At 71.1% G+C, this 18,896-nt stretch carries 14 protein-coding genes and 1 pseudogene; 9 read left to right on the forward strand and 6 right to left on the reverse strand.

Annotated features, from left to right (window positions below; genetic code table 11):
* Positions 1 to 44: 44 nt before the first annotated feature.
* Positions 45 to 833: a M48 family metallopeptidase gene (locus ABB33_RS11650; RefSeq protein WP_056932226.1), complete on the forward strand. Its 789-nt coding sequence runs from the start codon at positions 45 to 47 to the stop codon at positions 831 to 833.
* 87 nt (positions 834 to 920) lie between these two features.
* Here ABB33_RS11650 and ABB33_RS11655 read toward each other — a convergent pair whose 3' ends face one another.
* Complete coding sequence (locus tag ABB33_RS11655) at positions 921 to 1,778, reverse strand: alpha/beta fold hydrolase (RefSeq protein WP_056932227.1); 858 nt, start codon at positions 1,776 to 1,778, stop codon at positions 921 to 923.
* The gene (gene hemH / locus ABB33_RS11660) at positions 1,775 to 2,737 is read right to left on the reverse strand and encodes a ferrochelatase (RefSeq protein WP_056932228.1); all 963 of its coding nucleotides are present in this window, start codon (positions 2,735 to 2,737) and stop codon (positions 1,775 to 1,777) included. The genes ABB33_RS11655 and hemH overlap by 4 nt, the downstream gene beginning before the upstream one ends.
* Positions 2,738 to 2,924: 187 nt before the next feature.
* Here hemH and ABB33_RS11665 point away from each other — a divergent pair, with 187 nt between their 5' ends.
* The 4 genes from ABB33_RS11665 to tatC all read left to right on the forward strand — a co-directional run bounded on the left by ABB33_RS11665 (position 2,925) and on the right by tatC (position 5,324).
* Entirely contained in the window at positions 2,925 to 3,824 is a 900-nt protein-coding gene (locus ABB33_RS11665) for a lipid-binding SYLF domain-containing protein (RefSeq protein ID WP_054668445.1), read from the forward strand.
* A 75-nt stretch (positions 3,825 to 3,899) separates the two neighbouring features.
* Positions 3,900 to 4,127 carry a Sec-independent protein translocase subunit TatA gene (gene tatA / locus ABB33_RS11670; protein ID WP_054668444.1) on the forward strand — a complete coding sequence of 76 codons (228 nt, stop codon included), beginning with the start codon at positions 3,900 to 3,902 and terminating at the stop codon, positions 4,125 to 4,127.
* 16 nt (positions 4,128 to 4,143) lie between these two features.
* Positions 4,144 to 4,584, forward strand: a complete 441-nt coding sequence (gene tatB, locus ABB33_RS11675; protein WP_054668443.1) for a Sec-independent protein translocase protein TatB — start codon at positions 4,144 to 4,146, stop codon at positions 4,582 to 4,584.
* Positions 4,581 to 5,324 (forward strand): twin-arginine translocase subunit TatC, encoded by a 744-nt coding sequence (gene tatC / locus ABB33_RS11680; protein WP_054668442.1) that lies wholly within the window; start codon positions 4,581 to 4,583, stop codon positions 5,322 to 5,324. The genes tatB and tatC overlap by 4 nt, the downstream gene beginning before the upstream one ends.
* A gap of 86 nt (positions 5,325 to 5,410) precedes the next feature.
* Here the strand turns inward: tatC and ABB33_RS11685 are convergent, their stop codons facing one another.
* From ABB33_RS11685 to ABB33_RS11695, 3 genes are all read right to left on the reverse strand, one after another.
* Positions 5,411 to 6,304 (reverse strand): BPSS1780 family membrane protein, encoded by an 894-nt coding sequence (locus ABB33_RS11685; protein ID WP_054668441.1) that lies wholly within the window; start codon positions 6,302 to 6,304, stop codon positions 5,411 to 5,413.
* A gap of 149 nt (positions 6,305 to 6,453) precedes the next feature.
* On the reverse strand, positions 6,454 to 7,173 hold the full coding sequence (locus tag ABB33_RS11690; protein ID WP_054668440.1) for a glutamine amidotransferase: 720 nt from the start codon (positions 7,171 to 7,173) through the stop codon (positions 6,454 to 6,456).
* Positions 7,170 to 8,939: a GspE/PulE family protein gene (locus ABB33_RS11695; RefSeq protein ID WP_056932242.1), complete on the reverse strand. Its 1,770-nt coding sequence runs from the start codon at positions 8,937 to 8,939 to the stop codon at positions 7,170 to 7,172. Before ABB33_RS11695 ends, ABB33_RS11690 begins: the two co-directional genes overlap by 4 nt.
* Positions 8,940 to 9,060: 121 nt before the next feature.
* Here ABB33_RS11695 and glyQ point away from each other — a divergent pair, with 121 nt between their 5' ends.
* The gene (glyQ, locus tag ABB33_RS11700; RefSeq protein WP_056932229.1) at positions 9,061 to 9,972 is read left to right on the forward strand and encodes a glycine--tRNA ligase subunit alpha; all 912 of its coding nucleotides are present in this window, start codon (positions 9,061 to 9,063) and stop codon (positions 9,970 to 9,972) included.
* Entirely contained in the window at positions 9,969 to 12,041 is a 2,073-nt protein-coding gene (gene glyS, locus ABB33_RS11705; protein WP_056932230.1) for a glycine--tRNA ligase subunit beta, read from the forward strand. Before glyQ ends, glyS begins: the two co-directional genes overlap by 4 nt.
* A gap of 174 nt (positions 12,042 to 12,215) precedes the next feature.
* On the opposite strand, the pseudogene ABB33_RS11715 reads toward glyS, so the two are convergent.
* Positions 12,216 to 13,038 (reverse strand): annotated as a pseudogene (locus tag ABB33_RS11715) (TonB-dependent receptor plug domain-containing protein); the annotation flags it as partial.
* Between the two features lie 98 nt (positions 13,039 to 13,136).
* Between ABB33_RS11715 and ABB33_RS11720 the strand changes: the two are divergent.
* Positions 13,137 to 14,921, forward strand: coding sequence for an autotransporter assembly complex protein TamA (locus ABB33_RS11720; protein ID WP_054668435.1), 1,785 nt, complete (start codon positions 13,137 to 13,139; stop codon positions 14,919 to 14,921).
* 77 nt (positions 14,922 to 14,998) lie between these two features.
* Complete coding sequence (locus tag ABB33_RS11725; protein ID WP_082595080.1) at positions 14,999 to 18,778, forward strand: translocation/assembly module TamB domain-containing protein; 3,780 nt, start codon at positions 14,999 to 15,001, stop codon at positions 18,776 to 18,778.
* Positions 18,779 to 18,896 lie beyond the last annotated feature (118 nt).

Consider the following 18,896-nt stretch of genomic DNA (forward strand, 5'->3'; position numbering starts at 1 on the left):
TCCATCGACCGGCCCGGCGCGCGGGCAGGGACTATGCTGGACACATGGCCAACCTGTTCCGCCGCCTGACCGCACCCGCCGCGCCCGTCATCCAGCGCGACACCGTGCGGCTGCGCCTGGACGATGCCGAGATCGACGTGCTGCGCGTGCGCGACCCGCGTGCGCGCCGGCTCAAGCTCAGCGTCGATGAACGCGGCGCGCGGCTGACGCTGCCGCTGCGCGCCAGCCTGGCGTCCGGCGAGCGCTTCCTGCAGGCCAACCGGCAATGGCTGCAGCAGCAGTTGGCGCGGTTCGATGGCGAGGGCCTGCTGGCGGCGCCGCTGGCATTGCGCGAACCCGGCGTGCTGCCGCTGCGCGGGGCGTTGCTGCCGGTGCGCTGGCAGGAGGGCCGCTTCACCCGGATCGAGGTGGATGCCGAAGGCGCCTGCATCCAGCTGCCGGCGCGGGCCGGTGACGCCTCGCTGCGCCGGGTGCTGCGCGAGTTCTACGAAGCGCGGATGCGCGCCGACGTCGGCCGCTGGCTGCCGGCCTATCTGCCCGGGTTGCCGCGCGCACCGGCGCGGCTGCGGTTGAAGGTGATGTCCTCGCAGTGGGGTTCGCTGGCGCCGGACGGTTCGCTGGCGCTGGACCTGGCGCTGGCCTTGGCCCGGCCGGCGGCGTTCGAGTATGTGCTGGTCCACGAGCTGTGCCACCTGCTGCAGGCCAACCATTCGCCGGCCTTCTGGGCCGAGGTGGAGGGGCGCTTCCCGCAGTGGCGGCACGAACGCGATTACCTGCGCGAGGAAGGCCGCCGGCTCAAGGCGACGCTGCGGCAACTGCTGCGCGGCGCCTGACGCACCGGCGGTACCCGGCGCGATCCGGGCCGCCCGCCACGCGCCCCCGCGGTTGTGCCGGCGCGCCTGCGGGTACCCGCCCCGGCATCAATGGCGCGGAACCGTACCGAGGAAATCGCGGACCACCGCCGCCACCGCTTCGGGCTGGTCCATGTGCAGGTGATGGTGGCCGGGCAGCGTGTGCAGGCGGCCATGCGCCAGCAAGGCCGCGCGCTGGCTGCGCTCGGGCTCGGGAAAGTAGGGCTGCACCGGCGTGGCGTAGATCACCTGCGCCGGGCATTGGATGGCGGCCAGCACGTCGCGCACCTGGTCCTCGGTCATGCGCACCGCGGTGGGCAGCATCAACCGCGGATCGCTGCGCCAGCTCCAGCCGCCGGCGACCGCGCGCACGCCACGCTCGACCAGCAGCCGCGCCGACGGCTCGTCCAGCTGGTTGGCCAGCATCCGCGCGCGTACCGGCGCGGCGATATCGGCGAACACGCGCAGCTGCTTGTCGCTGAACGCGGCCAGTGCCGCCACGTGCGCGCGCAGGCGCTCGACCGTCTGCGAGGCGGGTGCGGCAAGGCCGCCCAGCGCCTCGATGGCGACCAGCGCCTGCGTCCGCCGTGGCGCCACCGCCGCCACCAGGCTGGCGATCGCGGCACCCATCGAGTGGCCCAGCAGCACGCAGCGCTCCCAGCCCAGCGCGTCCATGATCGCCAGTACCTGCACGATCGCCTGTGGCGTGGTGTACGCCGCGTCGGCAGGCAGGGGGTCGCTCAGGCCGTGGCCGGGCAGGTCCACCAGCGCCCAGTCCAGCTCCGGCAGCCGCGCCGCCAGCGGGACGAAGCTGGCGGCGTTGTCGAGCCAGCCGTGCAGCGCCAGCACCGGCATGCCGCCAGGGCTGCCGGCGCGGAGCCCGGCCACGCGCAGGCCGCCGGCGTCCAGTCCGAACGGCGTGGTCATGCGTCCTGCGCGGTGGCCAGCGCAGCCAGCGCGCGGGCATGGGCAGGGCTGTCGTTCAGGCAGGGGATGTAGCGCATGGTGGCGCCGCGCTCGGCGACGGTGGCGGTGAAACCCATCGCCACTTCCTCCAGCGTTTCCAGGCAGTCGGTGGCGAAGCCCGGGCAGACCACGTCCAGCGTCCGTACGCCGCCCTCGGCCAGCGCCCACAGCGTGGGCTCGGCATAGGGCTGCAGCCAGCGCTCGCGGCCGAAGCGCGACTGGTAGGCCAGCTGCCAGTCGCCGTCGCCCAGCTGCAGCGCCGCGGCGATCGCGCGTGCGCTGGCCTCGCAGCGCTGCGGGTACGGATCGCCAGCGTCCGCCAGCCGCTGCGGGATGCCATGGAAGGAGAACACCAGCCGGTCGCCGCGGCCATGCGCCTGCCAGTAATCGCGGATCGAGCCGGCCACCGCCGCCACCCACTGCGGGTCGTCGGCGTAGTCGCGGATGGTGTGCACCTGCACGTCGCGGTGGCGGGCCTGCCACTGCTGCACCTTGTCCTCGACCGAAGCGGTGGTGGTGGTCGAGTACTGCGGGTACAGCGGCAGCACCACGATGCGCCTGGCACCGGCCGCGGCCAGCGCGTCCAGTGCCGGCTGCAGTGCCGGCTGGCCATAGCGCATGGCCTCGCGTACCTGCCAGTGCGGCAGTTCGCGGGCGATGTTGGCCACCAGGCGACGGGTATGTACCGCCAGTGGCGAGCCCTCCGGCATCCACACCTGCGCGTACTTGTGCGCGGAGCGGCCGCCGCGCAGCGGCAGGATCAAGCCGTACAGCAGCGGCTTCCACAGCAGGGGGGGAATCGAGACCACGCGCGGGTCGCCGAGGAACTCGGCCAGGTAGCGACGTACCGCCGGGGCGGTGGGTGTCTCGGGCGTGCCTAGGTTGACCGCGAGCAGTGCGGTAGTGGGTGCGTCGGACATGCGCGCATTGTGGCAGAAGGCAGTGACCGGTTTGCAGTGGCCGGCAGCTGCGAACGGGTCCGGGTCGCGGCCACGCCTGCTGACGCGCGCGGGTACGGGCTGGCGCCGCTCACTCCCTATTCATGGCGTCGCTTCCAATCTCCAGTGCTTGCCGTATCTTTCCGTGCATCGACCTGTGGAGTCCGCCATGCGCCGCCTGCCGTACATCGCCCTGCTGCTGTCCGCGAGCCTGTTGTCCGCCACCGCCCTGGCCGGGCCGCAGGAGGACCAGCGCGCCCGCAACGCCGTGCGCGTGCTCGGCGAGATCCAGGAGATTCCCGAGCAGGCCATTCCCGACAAGCTGCTCGACGAAGGCCGCGCGATCATCGTCATCCCCGACACGATCAAGGCCGGCCTGGTGCTCGGCGGCCGCCGTGGCCATGGCCTGATGTCGGTGAAGATGCCCGACGGCAGCTGGTCCAACCCGGTGTTCGTCAAGCTCACGGGCGGCAGCATCGGCTTCCAGGCCGGCGTGCAGTCCTCCGACGTGATCCTGGTGTTCCGCAACAACCGCAGCCTGGACAACATCGTCAACGGCAAGTTCACCCTGGGCGCCGACGCCGGCGTGGCCGCCGGCCCGGTCGGCCGCAGTGCCGCCGCCGCCACCGACGGCCAGCTCAAGGCCGAGATCTGGTCGTGGTCGCGCGCCCGCGGCCTGTTCGCCGGGGTGGCGCTGGACGGCGCGGTGCTGTCCATCGACGATGCCGCCAACCTCGACGCGTACGGCCAGGGCACCACCCCGCGGATGATCCTCGAGGGCCGCCTGAATGCGGCACCCTCCAGCGACGTGGTCGCGTTCCGCGACCGCCTGGAGGAATCCACCTACGCCGCGCGCGAGAAGCGCGGCACCCAGGGCGACACCGCTCCGGTGGCCGCGTCCGCGCCGCGCGCGCAGGCGGTCACCGTATCCGCCGGCACGCCGCAGCAGGGTGCCGAGGCGACCACCCAGCCGTTGCAGCCGGCCACCGCCGAGCCCGCGCCGCAGCAGGGTTTCCAGCCGGTGTCCGAAGGCGAAATCCGCACCGAGTCGCTGGACGGCGGCAACTGACCTTCGGCAGGGGCGTCCGGCGGGGCCGGGTGCGTTATGCTCACTGACCTCCACACCGAATAACGCGAGCGGATCATGGGCAGTTTCAGCATCTGGCATTGGTTGATCGTGCTGGTCATCGTCGTGCTGGTGTTCGGCACCAAGCGGCTGACGAGCGGCGCCAAGGATCTGGGCAGCGCGGTCAAGGAATTCAAGAAGGGCATGCGCGATGACGACGCGCCGCCGGCGCGCCTGAACGACGAATCGCGCGAACGCGAATCCAGCCGCGACACGCAGGCCGAGCGCGACCGCGAGACGCGCTGAACCGAAGGTTCCACGCGTGTTCGATATCGGCTTCAGCGAACTGCTGCTGATCGGGGTGGTGGCGCTGGTGGTTCTGGGCCCCGAACGGCTGCCCAAGGCGGCGCGCTTTGCCGGGCTGTGGGTGCGCCGTGCGCGCAACCAGTGGGATTCGGTCAAGCAGGAGCTCGAGCGCGAACTGCAGGCCGAAGAGCTGCAGCGCAACCTGCGCAGCGTGCGGCAGTCCGTGCAGCAGGCCGAACGCGACCTGCAGGAAGGCGCCACCCAGCTGCGCGGCGACGTGGATGCGCTGCGCAGTGAGGTCGATGCCGTTGCCGCCCCCGCGCCGCCCGCCGCCGATGCAGGCGATGAGCGCACGGCGCAGGCACTGCCGGCGCCCGAAGCGGCCCCCGCGCAGGCACCTGCGCCGGAGATGACCGAAGCGGTGGCGTCGCCGGCCCCCACGGAGCGCGCGCCATGAGCGATGACTTCAACGAAAGCCCGTTGATCGAGCACCTGGTCGAGCTGCGCGCACGCCTGGTGCGCGGCCTGCTGGGGCTGGGCGTGGTGCTGCTGGCGCTGCTGCCGTTCGCGCGCACGCTCTACAACCACCTGGCGACGCCGCTGATATCGCAGCTGCCCGCCGGGCAGTCGATGATCGCCACCAATCCGGCCGGCGCGTTCTTCGCGCCGCTCAAGCTGACGTTCTTCACCGCCGTGTTCATCGCCGTGCCCTGGCTGCTGTACCAGGCCTGGGCATTCGTGGCGCCGGGCCTGTATGCGCGCGAGAAGCGCCTGGCCGTACCGCTGCTCGCCTCGGCGGTGGCGCTGTTCTACATCGGCTGCGCGTTCGCCTATTTCCTGGTGCTGCCGGCGGTGTTCCATTTCCTGACCACGTTCCGCCCGGAAGTGATCGCCATCACCCCGGACGCCAACGCCTACCTGGATTTCGTGCTGGCGATCTTCTTCGCCTTCGGCGCCAGCTTCGAGCTGCCGGTGGCGATGGTGATCCTGGTGCTGCTGGGCTGGGTCACGCCGCAGCAGCTGCGCGAGGGGCGCGGCTACGCCATTGTCGGCATCTTCGTGCTGGCCGCGGTGCTGACCCCGCCGGACGTGGTCTCGCAGCTGATGCTGGCGATCCCGATGTGCGTGCTCTACGAACTGGGCATCCACGCCTCGCGCTGGCTGCAGCCACGCAGGCAGCCGGCCTCGGAGCCGTAAGCACGGCAACCACCCGATCGGGGCGTTGCAGCCGCCTGCGTGCCGCCCGGCGGGGACGCCGCACCGCCGCCACGGTGTGGCTCAACTCAGGCTTCGATGACGTGCATGTCCGGCGGTGACGCCGCCGCGGCCGCGGTCGGGCCCAGCATCTGCTTCCAGGCCGCGTACACCGCGCCGGCGAACACCGGCATCAGCACGGCCATCAGCAGCAGCTGTGCCACCGCCATGGCCGCGGTCTGGCCGGCGACCAGGCCGACGATGACCGCCAGGATCATCACCGCGAAATAGATCGCGAAGATGGCGATGAAGGCCAGCACGAAGAACACCAGCATCGCCGGCAGGTTGTGCAGGCTCGAACGCAGGCTGCGGCGCAGCGCGTGCCAGCCGCCGGTGCGCTGGAACATCACCTGCGGCGGCATCACGAACAGTGCCAGGGTCAGCGCGGCGAAGGTGGCTAGCATCAGCAGCAGCCACAGCAGGATGCGCCCGGCCGGCAGCGTCGCCACCAGCGCCTCGATCTGCGCCGGATCCGGCTGCGCGCCGGACTGGCTCAGCTCGTTGATCCGCAGCATCACGTCCGACAGCCGCTGCAGGCCGTCGCTGCCGACCAGTACCAGCAGCAGCGTGCCCAGCAGCAGCGCCGCCACCAGCTGCGGCAGCAGCGCCACCAGCAGGTGCGGGGCGCGGCCTTCGCGCACGCCCTCGAGCAGGTGCGCCGGACGCGCCGGACGGTTCTGGTCCACTTCGCGCACGGCCCACAACAGGCCGCCCATGAACAGCGGCCCGGCCAGCAGCAGCAGGAACTGCACCAGGGTGCCCAGTGCCGGCACCAGCAGGGACAGCGACAGCACCAGCGAGGCGCCAACGCCCCAGAGGATGCCCAGCGAGCCCAGCGCCAGCGGCGCGCGCCTGAGCAGGCCGAAGCCGGCCAGCAGCCATTCCGCGCCGGCGGAGGCCGGCACCTTGCGAATATCGCCCATTGCAGTTCCGAGAAGGGGGAGCGCCGGCACCACGCCGGCGTGGGCGGATTATCGCCCGAACCCGGCCGACGGGCGAGTCGCGCCACGGGAACCTGCATTCCGCCACCGGCCGCGCTGCCGGCACCGCGCGGCGCCGGGCGCCGGCACCGCTAGAGGGTGCGGGCGTGGCGCACGAAACGGCGCAGCAGCTGGCGCGCCTGCGGCGCGGCGCTGACCTGGCGCGACACGGTGCGCGCGCAGCCGCCGTGGCGGGCAATGCAGTCGGCGCGGGCGCGCACGTAGCCGCGCATGTGGTGGGTGGCGAATTCCGGGTGGAACTGCAGGCCCCAGGCGTTGTCGCCCCAGCGGAACGCGTGGCAGCCGTCCTGTGCCGAGCGTGCCAGCACGGTGGCGCCCGCCGGTGCCCGGAGCACGGTCTGCAGGTGGGTGGCCTGGGCCGGGAAACTGGCCGGCAGCCCGCCGAACAGCGGATCGCCGGCGGCGGCCGGGTCCAGTTCCAGGCGGATGGTGCCCGATTCGCGCCCGGCCGGGTTGTAGTCCACCTGCCCGCCGAGCGCGTGCGCCAGCAGCTGGTGGCCGTAGCAGATGCCCAGCAGCGGCATGCCGGCGTGGGCGGCCTCGCGCAGCCAGTCGGCGCTGCGCTCGCTCCACTCGGCGCGGTCGGTGACGAAGGCCGCCGAGCCGGTGACGATGGTGGCGGCGAAGCCGTGGCGCGCGGGCAGGCGCTCGCCGTGCTCGACATTCACCACCACGGTCTCGGCCTGCTCCAGGCCCGCGGCGACGCGGATCCAGTGCGGGAAGCGGCCGTAGCGGCGCAGGCTCGGGAACGGTTGCCCGGTTTCGATGATGAGGAACGGCGGGGGTTTCATTCCGCTGGGGGCAGGACCGACAGGACTTCCTCGATTGTAGTCAGCCCCTGCGCCACCTTTTCAAGCCCGGTACGGCGCAGCGTGCGCAGCCCGTCGGCGCGCGCGGCGTGGCTGAAACCGGCCAGGTCCATGTCCGCGCGGATCAGCGAACGCAGCCGCGGGCCCAGTGGCAGCAGCTCATACAGGCCGATCCGGCCCAGGTAGCCGGTGCGCCGGCACTCCAGGCAACCCACCGGCGCACAGGCGTGGATGGCATCAGGTAATGCCTCATTGCCATCACGCAGCGGCGCCCAGTCCTCGTCGTCGAGCACGTCGGCGCGCTTGCAGTGCGGGCACAGCGTGCGCACCAGGCGCTGCGCCAGCACGCCGTTGACGGTGGAAGCGATTAGGTAGTGCGGCACGCCCAGGTCGAGCAGGCGGGTGATGGCCGAGGGGGCGTCGTTGGTGTGCAGGGTGGACAGCACCAGGTGGCCGGTCAGCGAGGCCTGCACCGCCATCTGCGCGGTCTCCAGGTCGCGGATCTCGCCGATCATGATGATGTCCGGGTCCTGGCGCAGCAGGGTGCGCACGCCGCTGGCGAAGTCCAGGTCGATGTTGGTCTGCACCTGCATCTGGTTGAACTCGGGCGCGATCATCTCGATCGGGTCCTCCACCGTGCACACGTTGACGTCCGGGGTGGCCAGCCGCTTGAGCGTGGAGTACAGGGTGGTGGTCTTGCCCGAGCCGGTGGGGCCTGTGACCAGCACGATGCCGTGCGGGCGCGCGACCAGCTCGTTCCAGCCGGCGGCTTCCTCCGGGCTGAAGCCCAGCTGCTCGATGCTCTTGAACGCCGCGTCCGGGTCGAAGATGCGCATCACGCACTTCTCGCCGAACGCGGTGGGCATGGTCGACAGGCGCATCTCGACCTCGCGCCCGCCCGGGGAGCGGGTCTTGATGCGGCCGTCCTGCGGGCGCCGGCGCTCGGCCAGGTCCATGCGCCCGAGCACCTTGATGCGGCTGATCACGGCGGTCATCACCGCCGGCGGCAGCTCGAACACCTTGTGCAGCACGCCGTCGATGCGGAACCGCACCCGGCCCATGTCGCGGCGCGGCTCCAGGTGGATGTCGCTGGCGCGCTGCTCGTAGGCGTACTGCAGCAGCCAGTCGACGATGCTGACCACGTGGTGGTCGTCGGCGTTGACGTCGCCGGCGCGGCCCAGTTCCACCAGCTGCTCGAAGCTGGGCAGGCTGCCGCCCTCGGTACGCGCGTCGCTGCGGGCATTGCGCACCGAGCGGGTGACGCCGAAGAACTCCATCGAGTAGCGGTGCAGGTCCAGCGGGTTGACCAGCACGATCTCGATCCGGCGCCGGGTCAGGTGCTGCAGGTCGGGTATCCAGTCGCGCGCCATCGGCTCGCTGGTGGCCACCAGCACCCGCTCGGAGTCCATCGCCAGCGGCAGGATCCGGTGGCGCCTGGCATAGGCGTGCGAAACCACCGCGGTGGCGTTGGCCACGTCCACCCGGGTCGGGTCGATGCGCAGGTAGCGGACCCCGGTGCGGGCGGCCAGCCATTCGGTCAGCCGCTCCAGCCCGAGTTCGCCGGAGGCCGGGGGCGCCGCGGCCAGCTTGAGGTTGGCCAGCAGCACCAGCGGGTGCACCTCGCTGGCGTTGCGCGCGCCCTGTGCGGAGAAGCGGATGCGCTCCTGGTCGTGCGCGGCCACCAGCCCGTCGCCCAGCACCGCGGCGGCAATGTTGGAGAACTGCAGCCGGCCCGGGGCGATGGCCACCGGGGACGGCGGGGTCGGGACGCTCGGTGCGGCCGGGTGTTCCACCTGAAACTCCTTGCTGGCGCGGCCGCCGCGCGGTCGCTCGCTATACTAGCGCACCCATCCGTACGGCCCAGGCAGCATGTCCGCGACTCCCACCGTTCCCATCACTTTCCAGGGCCTGATCCAGACCCTCAACAACTACTGGGCGAAGCAGGGCTGCGTGCTGATCCAGCCGCTGGACCTGGAAGTGGGCGCCGGCACCTTCCACCCGGCCACGTTCCTGCGCTCGATCGGCCCGGAAAGCTGGAACGCCGCCTACGTGCAGCCCAGCCGCCGCCCCACCGACGGCCGCTACGGCGAGAATCCCAACCGCCTGCAGCGCTACTACCAGTACCAGGTGGCGATGAAGCCGAGCCCGGACAACATCCAGCAGCTGTACCTGGATTCGCTCAAGGCGCTGGGCATCGACCCGCTGGTGCACGACCTGCGCTTCGTCGAGGACAACTGGGAATCGCCGACCCTCGGCGCCTGGGGCCTGGGCTGGGAAGTGTGGCTCAACGGCATGGAGGTCACCCAGTTCACCTACTTCCAGCAGGCCGGCGGCCTGGAGTGCAAGCCGGTGCTGGGCGAGATCACCTATGGCCTGGAGCGGCTGTGCATGTACCTGCAGAACTGCGACAACGTCTACGACCTGGTGTGGACCTACGGCCCGGATGGCACCCCGGTCACCTACGGCGACGTCTACCACCAGAACGAGGTGGAGCAGAGCACCTACAACTTCGAGCATGCCGACGTGGCCGAAATGTTCCACCGCTTCGACGCCTGCGAGCAGGAAGCGCAGAAGCTGGTCGAGGCCGGACTCCCGCTGCCGGCCTATGAGCAGGTGTGCAAGGCCAGCCATTCGTTCAACCTGCTGGACGCGCGCCGCGCCATCTCGGTGACCGAGCGCCAGCGCTACATCCTGCGCGTGCGCGCGCTGGCCCAGGCGGTGGCCAGGTTGTACGAGGCCAAGCGCCTGGAAGCGGTGGCGGCCAGGGAGGTGCAGGCATGAGCATGCAGCCGCTGCTGATCGAACTGGGCGTGGAAGAGCTGCCGGTCAAGGCGCTGCCGGGCCTGGCGCAGGCGTTCTTCGACGGCGTGGTCGACGGGCTGGCCCGGCGCGGCATCGCCTTCGAGCGCGACGACGCCAAGCCGCTGTCCACCCCGCGCCGCCTGGCGGTACTGCTGCCGGGCGTGGAAACCGAGCAGCCCGAGCAGCACTCGGAAGTGTTCGGCCCGTACCTGAACATCGCGCTGGACGCCAACGGCGAACCGACCAAGGCGCTGCAGGGCTTCGCCGCCAAGGCCGGCATCGACTGGACCGCGCTGGAGCGCACCACCGATGCCAAGGGCGAGCGCTTCGTGCTGCGTTCGGTGACGCCGGGCGCGAAGACCGCCACGCTGCTGCCGGAGATCGTGCGCGAGGCCATCGCCGCGATGCCGATCCCCAAGCCGATGCGCTGGGGCGCGCACGAGTACGCCTTCGCCCGCCCGGTGCACTGGCTGGTGCTGCTGCACGGCAACGAGGTCGTCGACGCCGAGCTGCTCGGGTTGAAGTCCGACCGCTTCAGCCGCGGCCACCGCTTCATGGCCGACAAGCAGGTGTGGCTGAGCCACCCGTCCGACTACATCGAATCGCTGAAGGCGGCGTACGTGCTGGTCGACGCCGACGCGCGCCGCGAGCGCATCGTGCACGAGGTCAACGCGGCCGCTGCGCAGGCCGGCGGCGTGGCGCGCATCACCGATGACAACCTGGAGCAGGTGGTCAACCTGGTCGAATGGCCGTCGGCGGTGCTGTGCAGTTTCGAACGCGAATTCCTGGCGGTGCCGCAGGAAGCGCTGATCGAGACGATGGAGATCAACCAGAAGTTCTTCCCGGTGCTGGATGCCGGCGGCAGGCTGACCGAGAAGTTCATCGGCATCGCCAACATCGAATCGAAGGACGTGGCCGAGGTGGCCAAGGGCTACGAGCGGGTGATCCGCCCGCGGTTCTCCGATGCCAAGTTCTTCTTCGACGAGGACCTCAAGCAGGGCCTGGCGGCGATGGGCGACGGGCTGAAGACCGTCACCTACCAGGCCAGGCTGGGCACGGTCGCCGACAAGGTGCAGCGCGTGAGCGCGCTGGCGCAGCGCATCGCCGGGCAGGTGGGTGCCGACCCGGGGCAGGCAAGGCGCGCCGCCGAGCTGGCCAAGAACGACCTGCAGTCGCGCATGGTGGGCGAGTTCCCGGAACTGCAGGGCATCGCCGGCCGCCACTACGCCGTGGCCGGTGGCGAATCGCCCGCGGTCGCACTGGCCATCGACGAGGCGTACCAGCCGCGCTTCGCCGCCGATGACATCGCCGCCTCGCCGTTGGGCAAGGTGCTGGCCATCGCCGAGCGCCTGGATACCCTGGCCGGCGGCTTCGCCGCAGGGCTCAAGCCGACCGGCAACAAGGACCCGTTCGCGCTGCGCCGCAATGCGCTGGGGCTGGCACGCACGATCATCGAGTCGGGCTTCGACCTGGACCTGCCGGCGTTGCTGGCCGCCGCCAATGCCGGCCTGGCCGGGCGCGAGGTGCAGGCCGACACCGGCGAGCTGTACGACTTCATCCTCGACCGCCTGAAGGGCTACTACGCCGACAGGGGCGTGCCGGCCACGCACTTCAACGCCGTGGTCGAACTGAAGCCGGCCTCGCTGTACGACTTCGACCGCCGCATCGACGCCATCGGCACCTTCGCCCAGCTGCCGGAAGCCGAGGCGCTGGCCGCGGCCAACAAGCGCATCCGCAACATCCTGCGCAAGGCCGAGGGCGACATCCCGGGCATGATCGATCCGGCGCTGCTGCGCGAGCCGGCCGAGAGCGAACTGGCCGAAGCGGTGGCCGCGGCCATCGACGACACCGGCGCGGCGCTGGCGCAGAAGGACTACGTCAGCGTGCTGGGCCGCCTGGCGCGCCTGCGGCCGCAGGTCGACGCGTTCTTCGACGGGGTCATGGTCAACGCCGAGGACCCGGCGCTGCGTGGCAACCGCCTCGCGCTGCTGCGTACCCTGGGCGACCGCCTGGGCAGCGTGGCGGCGATCGAGCACCTGTCCGGCTGAGGCATGGACGTGGCCGCCTCCTGGCAGTCCGCGCAGGCCGTACTGGCCCGGCGCGACATGCCGGAGGCGCGCCGGCACCTGCTGGCGGTGCTGGAACGGCAGCCCGCGCACGCCTACGCGCGGGTGATGCTGGCCGGTACGGTACTGGCCCAGGGGCAGGCACCGTGGATGGAACCCGTCGAACAGGTCCGACAGCGGCGTGCAGGCAGCGCGCCCGGGTCGGTGTACGGACCATTGCGGGCGGTGTGGACGAAGGTGCGGCTGCCGTAGCGCACGGCTGCATTGGGGTTGACGTTGTTGGAGTCGAAGTCCTTGCGGTTGAAGCCGTAGATCGGATCCTGGTTGCTCGGCCGCAGGCCGGCGGTCGGGTCCAGCTTGTTCCAGCTGTGGCCACGGGTCAGCTCGCGGCACTGCTTGCCGCCGCCGTCGTAGCTGCCCATGCGGAAGCTCATCTGGGGGCCGTGCAGCCGCTTCTTCGGGATGATGTCGACCACGCCGGCGATGGCGCTGGAGCCATAGATCGACGGCTGGTTTGCCGGGTGCGATGTCGATGCGCTCGACCATCGAGATGGGATGCTGGCCAGGTCGAAAAAATGCTCTGTCCGTTGTACGGCAGCGGGTAGCCGGCCATGGGACGACGGTCGAACAGGGCCAGGATGAAACCCGGATCCAGGCCCGGCAGGCTGATCGGCCTGGCCCCGGGGATGAAGCCGCCGGAGAACGGGCTGTCCTGCACCGTACCGGTGGCCAGCGACTGCGGGCACAACGCCTCGTAGGCATCCCTGAAACCCCGTTTCTGGATCTCCTGCGCGCTGATCGAGGTGATCGGCGTGGCGGTTTCCACCGGGACCCGCGGGATCAGCGAGCCGGCTACGGGGATGCGGTCGAGGGTCTGGACGCCCTGCTTGTCGCCGCTGTCGTCGGCCTGGGCGAAGGACAGCGGCGAATGGGCGGTGATGGCGGCGCGGGCCGTGGCGCTCAGCAGCCGGCGTTTCATCGGATTGGATTCCTGGCTCACGGCGGAGCTGCAGGGACGACCCGGGCGAAACCGCCGTGATGATTCCGGCCTTCACGAGCGCCCGGTATGCTGTCGCTATGCTGCCCAAGACCTTCGCATTTGCCCTGTTTCTGGCCACGTTCGCCGCCGTTCCCTTCGCCCATGCCCGCGGCACGATCGAGAAGGTCCAGATCAAGGGGCTGGACAAGGGCGACGACGCGGCGATCATCGAGAACATCGAGGTGTCGCTGTCGCTGTACGACACCATCGGCAAGGTGCAGGGCGAGTCGCGCCTGGAGTACCTGCTGTCGCAGGCCGAGCGGCAGACCCGGCAGGCGCTGGAGCCGTTCGGTTATTACAACCCGACCATCACCGTCGAGGCGCCGCGCGAGGGCGACACGGTGCGGGTGGTGATCGAGGTGCACAAGGGCGAGCCGGTGCGGGTGCGCCAGTCGGAGGTGGTCATCACCGGCCCGGCCGCGCGCGACCGCTACCTGCAGCAGGACCTGGAGGACTTCCAGCCGCGTGAGGGCGAGCCGTTCGACCACACCACCTACGAGGCCAGCAAGGTGGTCATCACCCGGCGCCTGTCCGAGCGCGGCTACTTCGACTCCGACTTCACCCAGCGCAAGGTCGAGATCACCCGCGCGCAGGACGCGGCCGACATCTTCCTGAGCTGGGACAGCGGGCGCCGCTACAACATGGGCCGGATCACCTTCAACCAGGACTATTTCCGCCCCGGGCTGTTCGACCCGCTGGTGTACTGGGAGCAGGGCAGTTACTGGCACGAGGGCAAGCTCGACCGCCTGCGCGAATCGCTGACCAAGCTGGACTACTTCAGCACCATCGACATCCAGCCGCGCCCGGAAGACGCCTATGGCGACGGCGAGGTGCCGGTGGACGTGAACCTCACCCTGGCCAAGCGCACCATCTACACCGCCGGTCTCAGCTATGGCAGCGAGAGCGGCCCGGGTGTGCGCGGCGGGGTGGAGCGGCGTTACGTCAACAGCCGCGGGCACAAGCTCAACACGCAGCTGGACTACGCGCAGAAGCGCAAGAGCCTGGTCACCAGCTACCGGATACCCGCATTCCTCTGGCTCGACGGCTGGTACACCTTCGCCATCAGCGCCTACGACGAGCAGACGCGCTACCTGGACATGCGCAACTTCAAGCTCATCGGCAGCCGCAGCGGCGAGATCAACGAGTACTGGACCGCGATCGCCTCGGTCAACGCGCTGCGCGAGCGCTGGCGCTACAGCTCCGGCGACCAGTTCACCGACGCGGTCTACCAGTATTCGACGCTGGTGTACCCGCAGCTGACCGCCGACTACGTGAACGTGGACGACAAGGCCTTCCCGCGCCGCGGCTTCAGCGGCAACGCCACGCTGCGCGGCGGCATCCAGGGTGCCGGTTCGGACACCAGCTTCATCCAGGCCGACGCCACCGTGCGCTGGTACATGCCGCTGGGCGACAGCGACCGCCTGATCCTGCGCGGCCAGGCCGGCACCACCTGGACCGGCGACCTGGTGGCGATGCCGCCGAGCCTGCGCTACTTCGCCGGCGGTGACCGTTCGATCCGCGGCTATGCGTGGCGCGAAGTGGGCCCGCGTACGCCGGCCCCCGACAAGTACGCGCTCGGCGCCAAGCACCTGGTGGTCGGCTCGGCCGAGTACGAGCACTACTTCGGCGGCGGCCCGTGGGGCGCGGCGGTGTTCGTCGATACCGGCAGCGCCTTCGACAACACCATCGACCTGCATACCGGCGTGGGCCTGGGCGTACGCTGGAAATCGCCGGTCGGGCCGGTGCGCATCGACATCGCCCATGGCCTGAACCAACCCGACTCGCAGTTCCAGCTGTACCTGAACATCGGAGCCGACCTGTGAGCCGCCGCCCCGACGACATCACCCCGGAGGAGCGCGAGGCGCGCATCGCCGAACTGCGTGCGCGGCGCCGCGCGCGCATGCGCACGCTGGCGATCCGCAGCGGCATCAGCGTGGGCGTGCTGGTGGTGCTGGCGTCGCTGGCGCTGTACTGGCTGCTGCAGACCGTGGCCGGCCGCGACGTGCTGCTGGCGCAGGTGGTGGCACGGCTGCCGGCCGATTCGTCGCTGACCTGGAGCAGGGTCGAAGGCCCGCTGGCCGGGCCGTTGGTGCTGCACGACCTGGACTTCCGCTACCAGGACATCCACTTCAGTGCCGCCCAGGCCTACCTGGACCCGGACATCCGCCCGCTGCTGGGGCGCAAGCTGCGCCTGGACCTGCTGCGCATCAGCAACGCGCAGCTGGAGCTGGGGCCGCCGGAGGACAAGCCGTTCGAGCTGCCGCGCTGGCCGGACGTCCTGCCGGCCATCACCCTGCCGCTGGCGTTGCAGGCCGACACCATCGAGATCGATGGCCTGCGCATCGTCCAGCAGGATGCGCCGCCGATCGACATCACCCGCATCCGCGGTGGCCTGGAAGCCGCCGACGGCGAGTTCCGCGCCATCGGCCTGCAGGTGGACGGCAACCTGGGCGACTTCCGCATCGACGGCCACTACCTGCCGCGCCAGGATTACCGCACCGACCTCACCGTGCGCGCGCTGATGCCGGCGCGGCCGGGCCAGCCGCGGACGCGGCTGGGACTGGTCGCGCGCGGCGACCTGGCGCACATGGAGGTGGCGCTGGCCGGGTACGCGCCCAGGCCGCTGCATGCCAGCCTGGTGCTGGATGGCCGCAGCGACCCGGTGTGGAGCGTGGCCGCGCGCAGCGAGGAACTGGACCTCGGCCAGCTGGTGCCGGCGCAGTACCTGGCGCAGGCGCCCGCGCCGCTGGCGCTGGATTTCAACGCGCGCGGCCGCGGCGGCAGCGCGCGGCTGCAGGGCCGCGTGCGCCAGGGTGACCAGGAACTGGTGCTGGCGCCGTCCAATATCGTCATCGACAACCAGGTGCTGACCGTCTCGCCGCTGGTGGCCGAGGCCTTCGGTGGCGAGCTGCGCCTGCAGGGCAGCGCCGACTTCAGCGACACGCAGAACCCCGGCTTCCGCTTCGCGGTGGTCGCCAACCAGCTGACCTGGACCCCCGCGCCCGATCCGTCGGCGCCCGGCATCACGCCGGCGCCGCTGCACCTGAAGGAAGCGCGGCTCGGCGTGGCGGGCACGCTGAAGAACTGGGCGGCGATCGGCAAGGCCGAGGTCGCGCGCGAGGCGCAGGACGCCCGCCTGGACTTCGACCTGCGTGGCAGTGACCAGCAGGCGCGCATCGAGAAGCTCGCGGCGAGCACGCCCGGCGGCTCGCTCGATCTCACCGGTTCGGCGGCCTGGCAGCCGGCGCTGTCGTGGGACGTGGATGCGCGCCTGGCCAGCTTCGACCCGGGCTATTTCGTGCCGGGCTGGGAAGGCAAGCTGTCCGGCACGCTTGCCTCCCGCGGCAAGCAGCTGCCGCCGCCGGCCGGCACCGCGGACATGCGGTTCGAGGCCACCCTGGACGTGCCGCAGCTCAAGGGCAGGTTGCGTGGCCGCAGCGTCGACGCGCGTGCCCGGCTGGCCATGCAGGGCACCCAGGGCGAAGGCGACGTGCGCCTGGTGATGGGCGACAGCCGCATCGAGGCCAAGGGCAAGGTGGGCGACCGCCTCGACGTGGATGCGCGGCTGCAGCCGTTGCACCTGTCCGACCTGCTGCCCGGCGCCAGCGGCAGCCTGGCCGGCACCCTGCAGCTGCGGGGCACGCCGGCCCAGCCGGACGTCACCGCCGACCTGCGCGGCGACGGGCTGCGCTGGGATGACTGGAAGGCCGGCCAGGCCAGCATCAGCGGCCACCTGCCGTGGAAGGGCGACAACGGAGCGCTGCAGGTACAGGCCAGCGCGGTGGAAGCGGGCATGCTGCTGGACAGCGTGCGCATCGATGCGCGTGGCAGCGTGCAGAACCTGCGGCTGGAGGCCGACACCCGCAACGAACTGGGCGCGCTCGCCCTGGGCGGCAGTGTGCGCCAGGCCGGGCAGGCATGGCGGGGCGAGCTGGCGGCGTTGCGGGTAGCGCCGGTCAAGGGCGCGCCCTGGCAGCTGCGCCAGGCCGCGCCCTTCAGCGTGCAGGGCGGCAACTTCACCCTGGCCGACACCTGCCTGGGCTCGGACACCGGCGGTGCGCTGTGCGTGGGCGCCAACTGGCCGCGCGAGGGCCTCCGGCTGCGCGGCGATGCATTGCCGCTGGCGCTGGTGCAGCCGTGGCTGCCGCCGAACGCGGGGCGGCGCATCTACCTGCGCGGCGAGGTCACCATCGATGGCCAGCTGCGCCCGCGCGGCAAGGCCTGGGAAGGCAGCTTCAAGGTCGCCTCGGCCGAAGGCGGCATCCGCCTGGGCGACAACGCCCGCGGCGAACTGGTGCGCTACGACCACTTCTCCATCAACGTGGACATGCAGCCCGGCGGCATCAACGGCTACCTCGGCGTCGGTTTCCAGGGCGACGGCTTCGTCGATGCCAAGGTGCGGACCGGCTGGGAGCCGAACGCCGCGCTCAACGGCGAGCTGTACCTGAACATGTCGCGGCTGTACTGGATGGAGCTGTTCTCGCCCGACCTGGTGCGGCCCAAGGGCCTGGTCGAAGGCCATGTCAGCCTGCGCGGCACGCGTGCCCAGCCCTCGCTCGGCGGCGAGGCCAAGCTCAGCGATTTCAGCGGCGAGTTCCCGGCGCTGGGGCTGGCCCTGAGCGAGGGCAAGGGCAGCTTCACCGCGCAGCCCGATGGCTCGGCGCGCATCGCCGCCGAGGTCAGGACCGGTGGCGAGGGCGCGCTGCGGGTCGACGGCGGCCTGTCCTGGTTCGGCGACGCGCAGCCGCTGCGGCTGCACATCGGCGGCGACAAGGTGCTGGTGTCCAACACCAGCGAACTGCGCGTGGTCGCCAACCCCGACCTCGACTTCACCCTGGCCGGCACCGCCATGGAGCTGCGCGGCAGCGTGCACGTGCCCGAGGCGGCGATCGACCTGGAACGCCTGGACCGCGGCACCTCGGTATCCGAGGACGTGGTGGTGCTCGACCCGGTCGATCCGGAGCAATCGCGCTCCTCGCCGCTGGACATGGACCTGGCGGTCAGCCTCGGCGACAAGGTGAAGATGAGCGGCTTCGGCCTGAAGGGCGCGCTCACCGGAAAGATGCAGGTACGCGCGCGTCCCGGCCGCGAGATGACCGCCAACGGCGGGCTGGAAGTCAGCGGCCGCTACAAGGCCTATGGCCAGGACCTGACCATCACCCAGGGCCAGCTGCTGTGGAACCACGGCATCGTCTCCGATCCGCGCATCAACATCCGCGCCCAGCGCGGCATCGGCGAGGTCACCGCCGGCATCGTCGTCACCGGGCGCGCGCAGCAACCGCGCGTGGACGTGTGGTCCGATCCGGCGATGTCGCAGTCCGAGGCACTGTCCTACCTGGTCCTCGGCCGCAGCCTGAGCATGGCCAGCAGCGACCAGGCGCAGCAGGTCAACGCTGCCTCCGCGGCGCTGTCGGCCGGCAGCGGCCTGCTGGCCGCGCAGGTCGGCGCCCGGCTCGGCCTGGACGACGCCGGGGTCAGCCAGTCGCGCGCGCTGGGCGGTGCGGTGATCGGCGTGGGCAAGTTCATCACCCCCAAGCTCTATGTCGGCTATGGCGTATCGCTGATCGGCAGCGGCTCGGTGCTGACCCTCAAGTACCTGCTGCGTCGCGGCTTCGACATCGAGGTCGAATCGAGCACGGTGGAGAACCGCGGCTCGGTGAACTGGCGCAAGGAGAAATAGCCGGTCCCCTGCCGGTCCATCCGTGGCGGGCGCCCGGTGGATCCCGCGTTTACCGCCCCATAGTCCGGGCGCGGCCAGGCACGGCGCGTGTGCGGCGGGGAGGGCCGCGCCACCGCGC

It is taken from the genome of Stenotrophomonas acidaminiphila, assembly GCF_001431595.1.
GTDB classification, from domain to species: Bacteria; Pseudomonadota; Gammaproteobacteria; order Xanthomonadales; family Xanthomonadaceae; genus Stenotrophomonas; species Stenotrophomonas acidaminiphila.

Bases quoted from the DNA above. Each gene is read 5' to 3' on its own strand.
- glyQ (WP_056932229.1), top strand. From the start codon at position 9,061: ATGTCCGCGACTCCCACCGTTCCCATCACTTTCCAGGGCCTGATCCAG.
- glyS (WP_056932230.1), top strand. From the start codon at position 9,969: ATGAGCATGCAGCCGCTGCTGATCGAACTGGGCGTGGAAGAGCTGCCG.
- ABB33_RS11685 (WP_054668441.1), bottom strand. From the start codon at position 6,304: ATGGGCGATATTCGCAAGGTGCCGGCCTCCGCCGGCGCGGAATGGCTG.
- ABB33_RS11725 (WP_082595080.1), top strand. From the start codon at position 14,999: ATGCGCACGCTGGCGATCCGCAGCGGCATCAGCGTGGGCGTGCTGGTG.
- ABB33_RS11720 (WP_054668435.1), top strand. From the start codon at position 13,137: ATGCTGCCCAAGACCTTCGCATTTGCCCTGTTTCTGGCCACGTTCGCC.
- ABB33_RS11690 (WP_054668440.1), bottom strand. From the start codon at position 7,173: ATGAAACCCCCGCCGTTCCTCATCATCGAAACCGGGCAACCGTTCCCG.
- tatC (WP_054668442.1), top strand. From the start codon at position 4,581: ATGAGCGATGACTTCAACGAAAGCCCGTTGATCGAGCACCTGGTCGAG.
- ABB33_RS11650 (WP_056932226.1), top strand. From the start codon at position 45: ATGGCCAACCTGTTCCGCCGCCTGACCGCACCCGCCGCGCCCGTCATC.
- ABB33_RS11665 (WP_054668445.1), top strand. From the start codon at position 2,925: ATGCGCCGCCTGCCGTACATCGCCCTGCTGCTGTCCGCGAGCCTGTTG.
- hemH (WP_056932228.1), bottom strand. From the start codon at position 2,737: ATGTCCGACGCACCCACTACCGCACTGCTCGCGGTCAACCTAGGCACG.
- ABB33_RS11655 (WP_056932227.1), bottom strand. From the start codon at position 1,778: ATGACCACGCCGTTCGGACTGGACGCCGGCGGCCTGCGCGTGGCCGGG.
- tatA (WP_054668444.1), top strand. From the start codon at position 3,900: ATGGGCAGTTTCAGCATCTGGCATTGGTTGATCGTGCTGGTCATCGTC.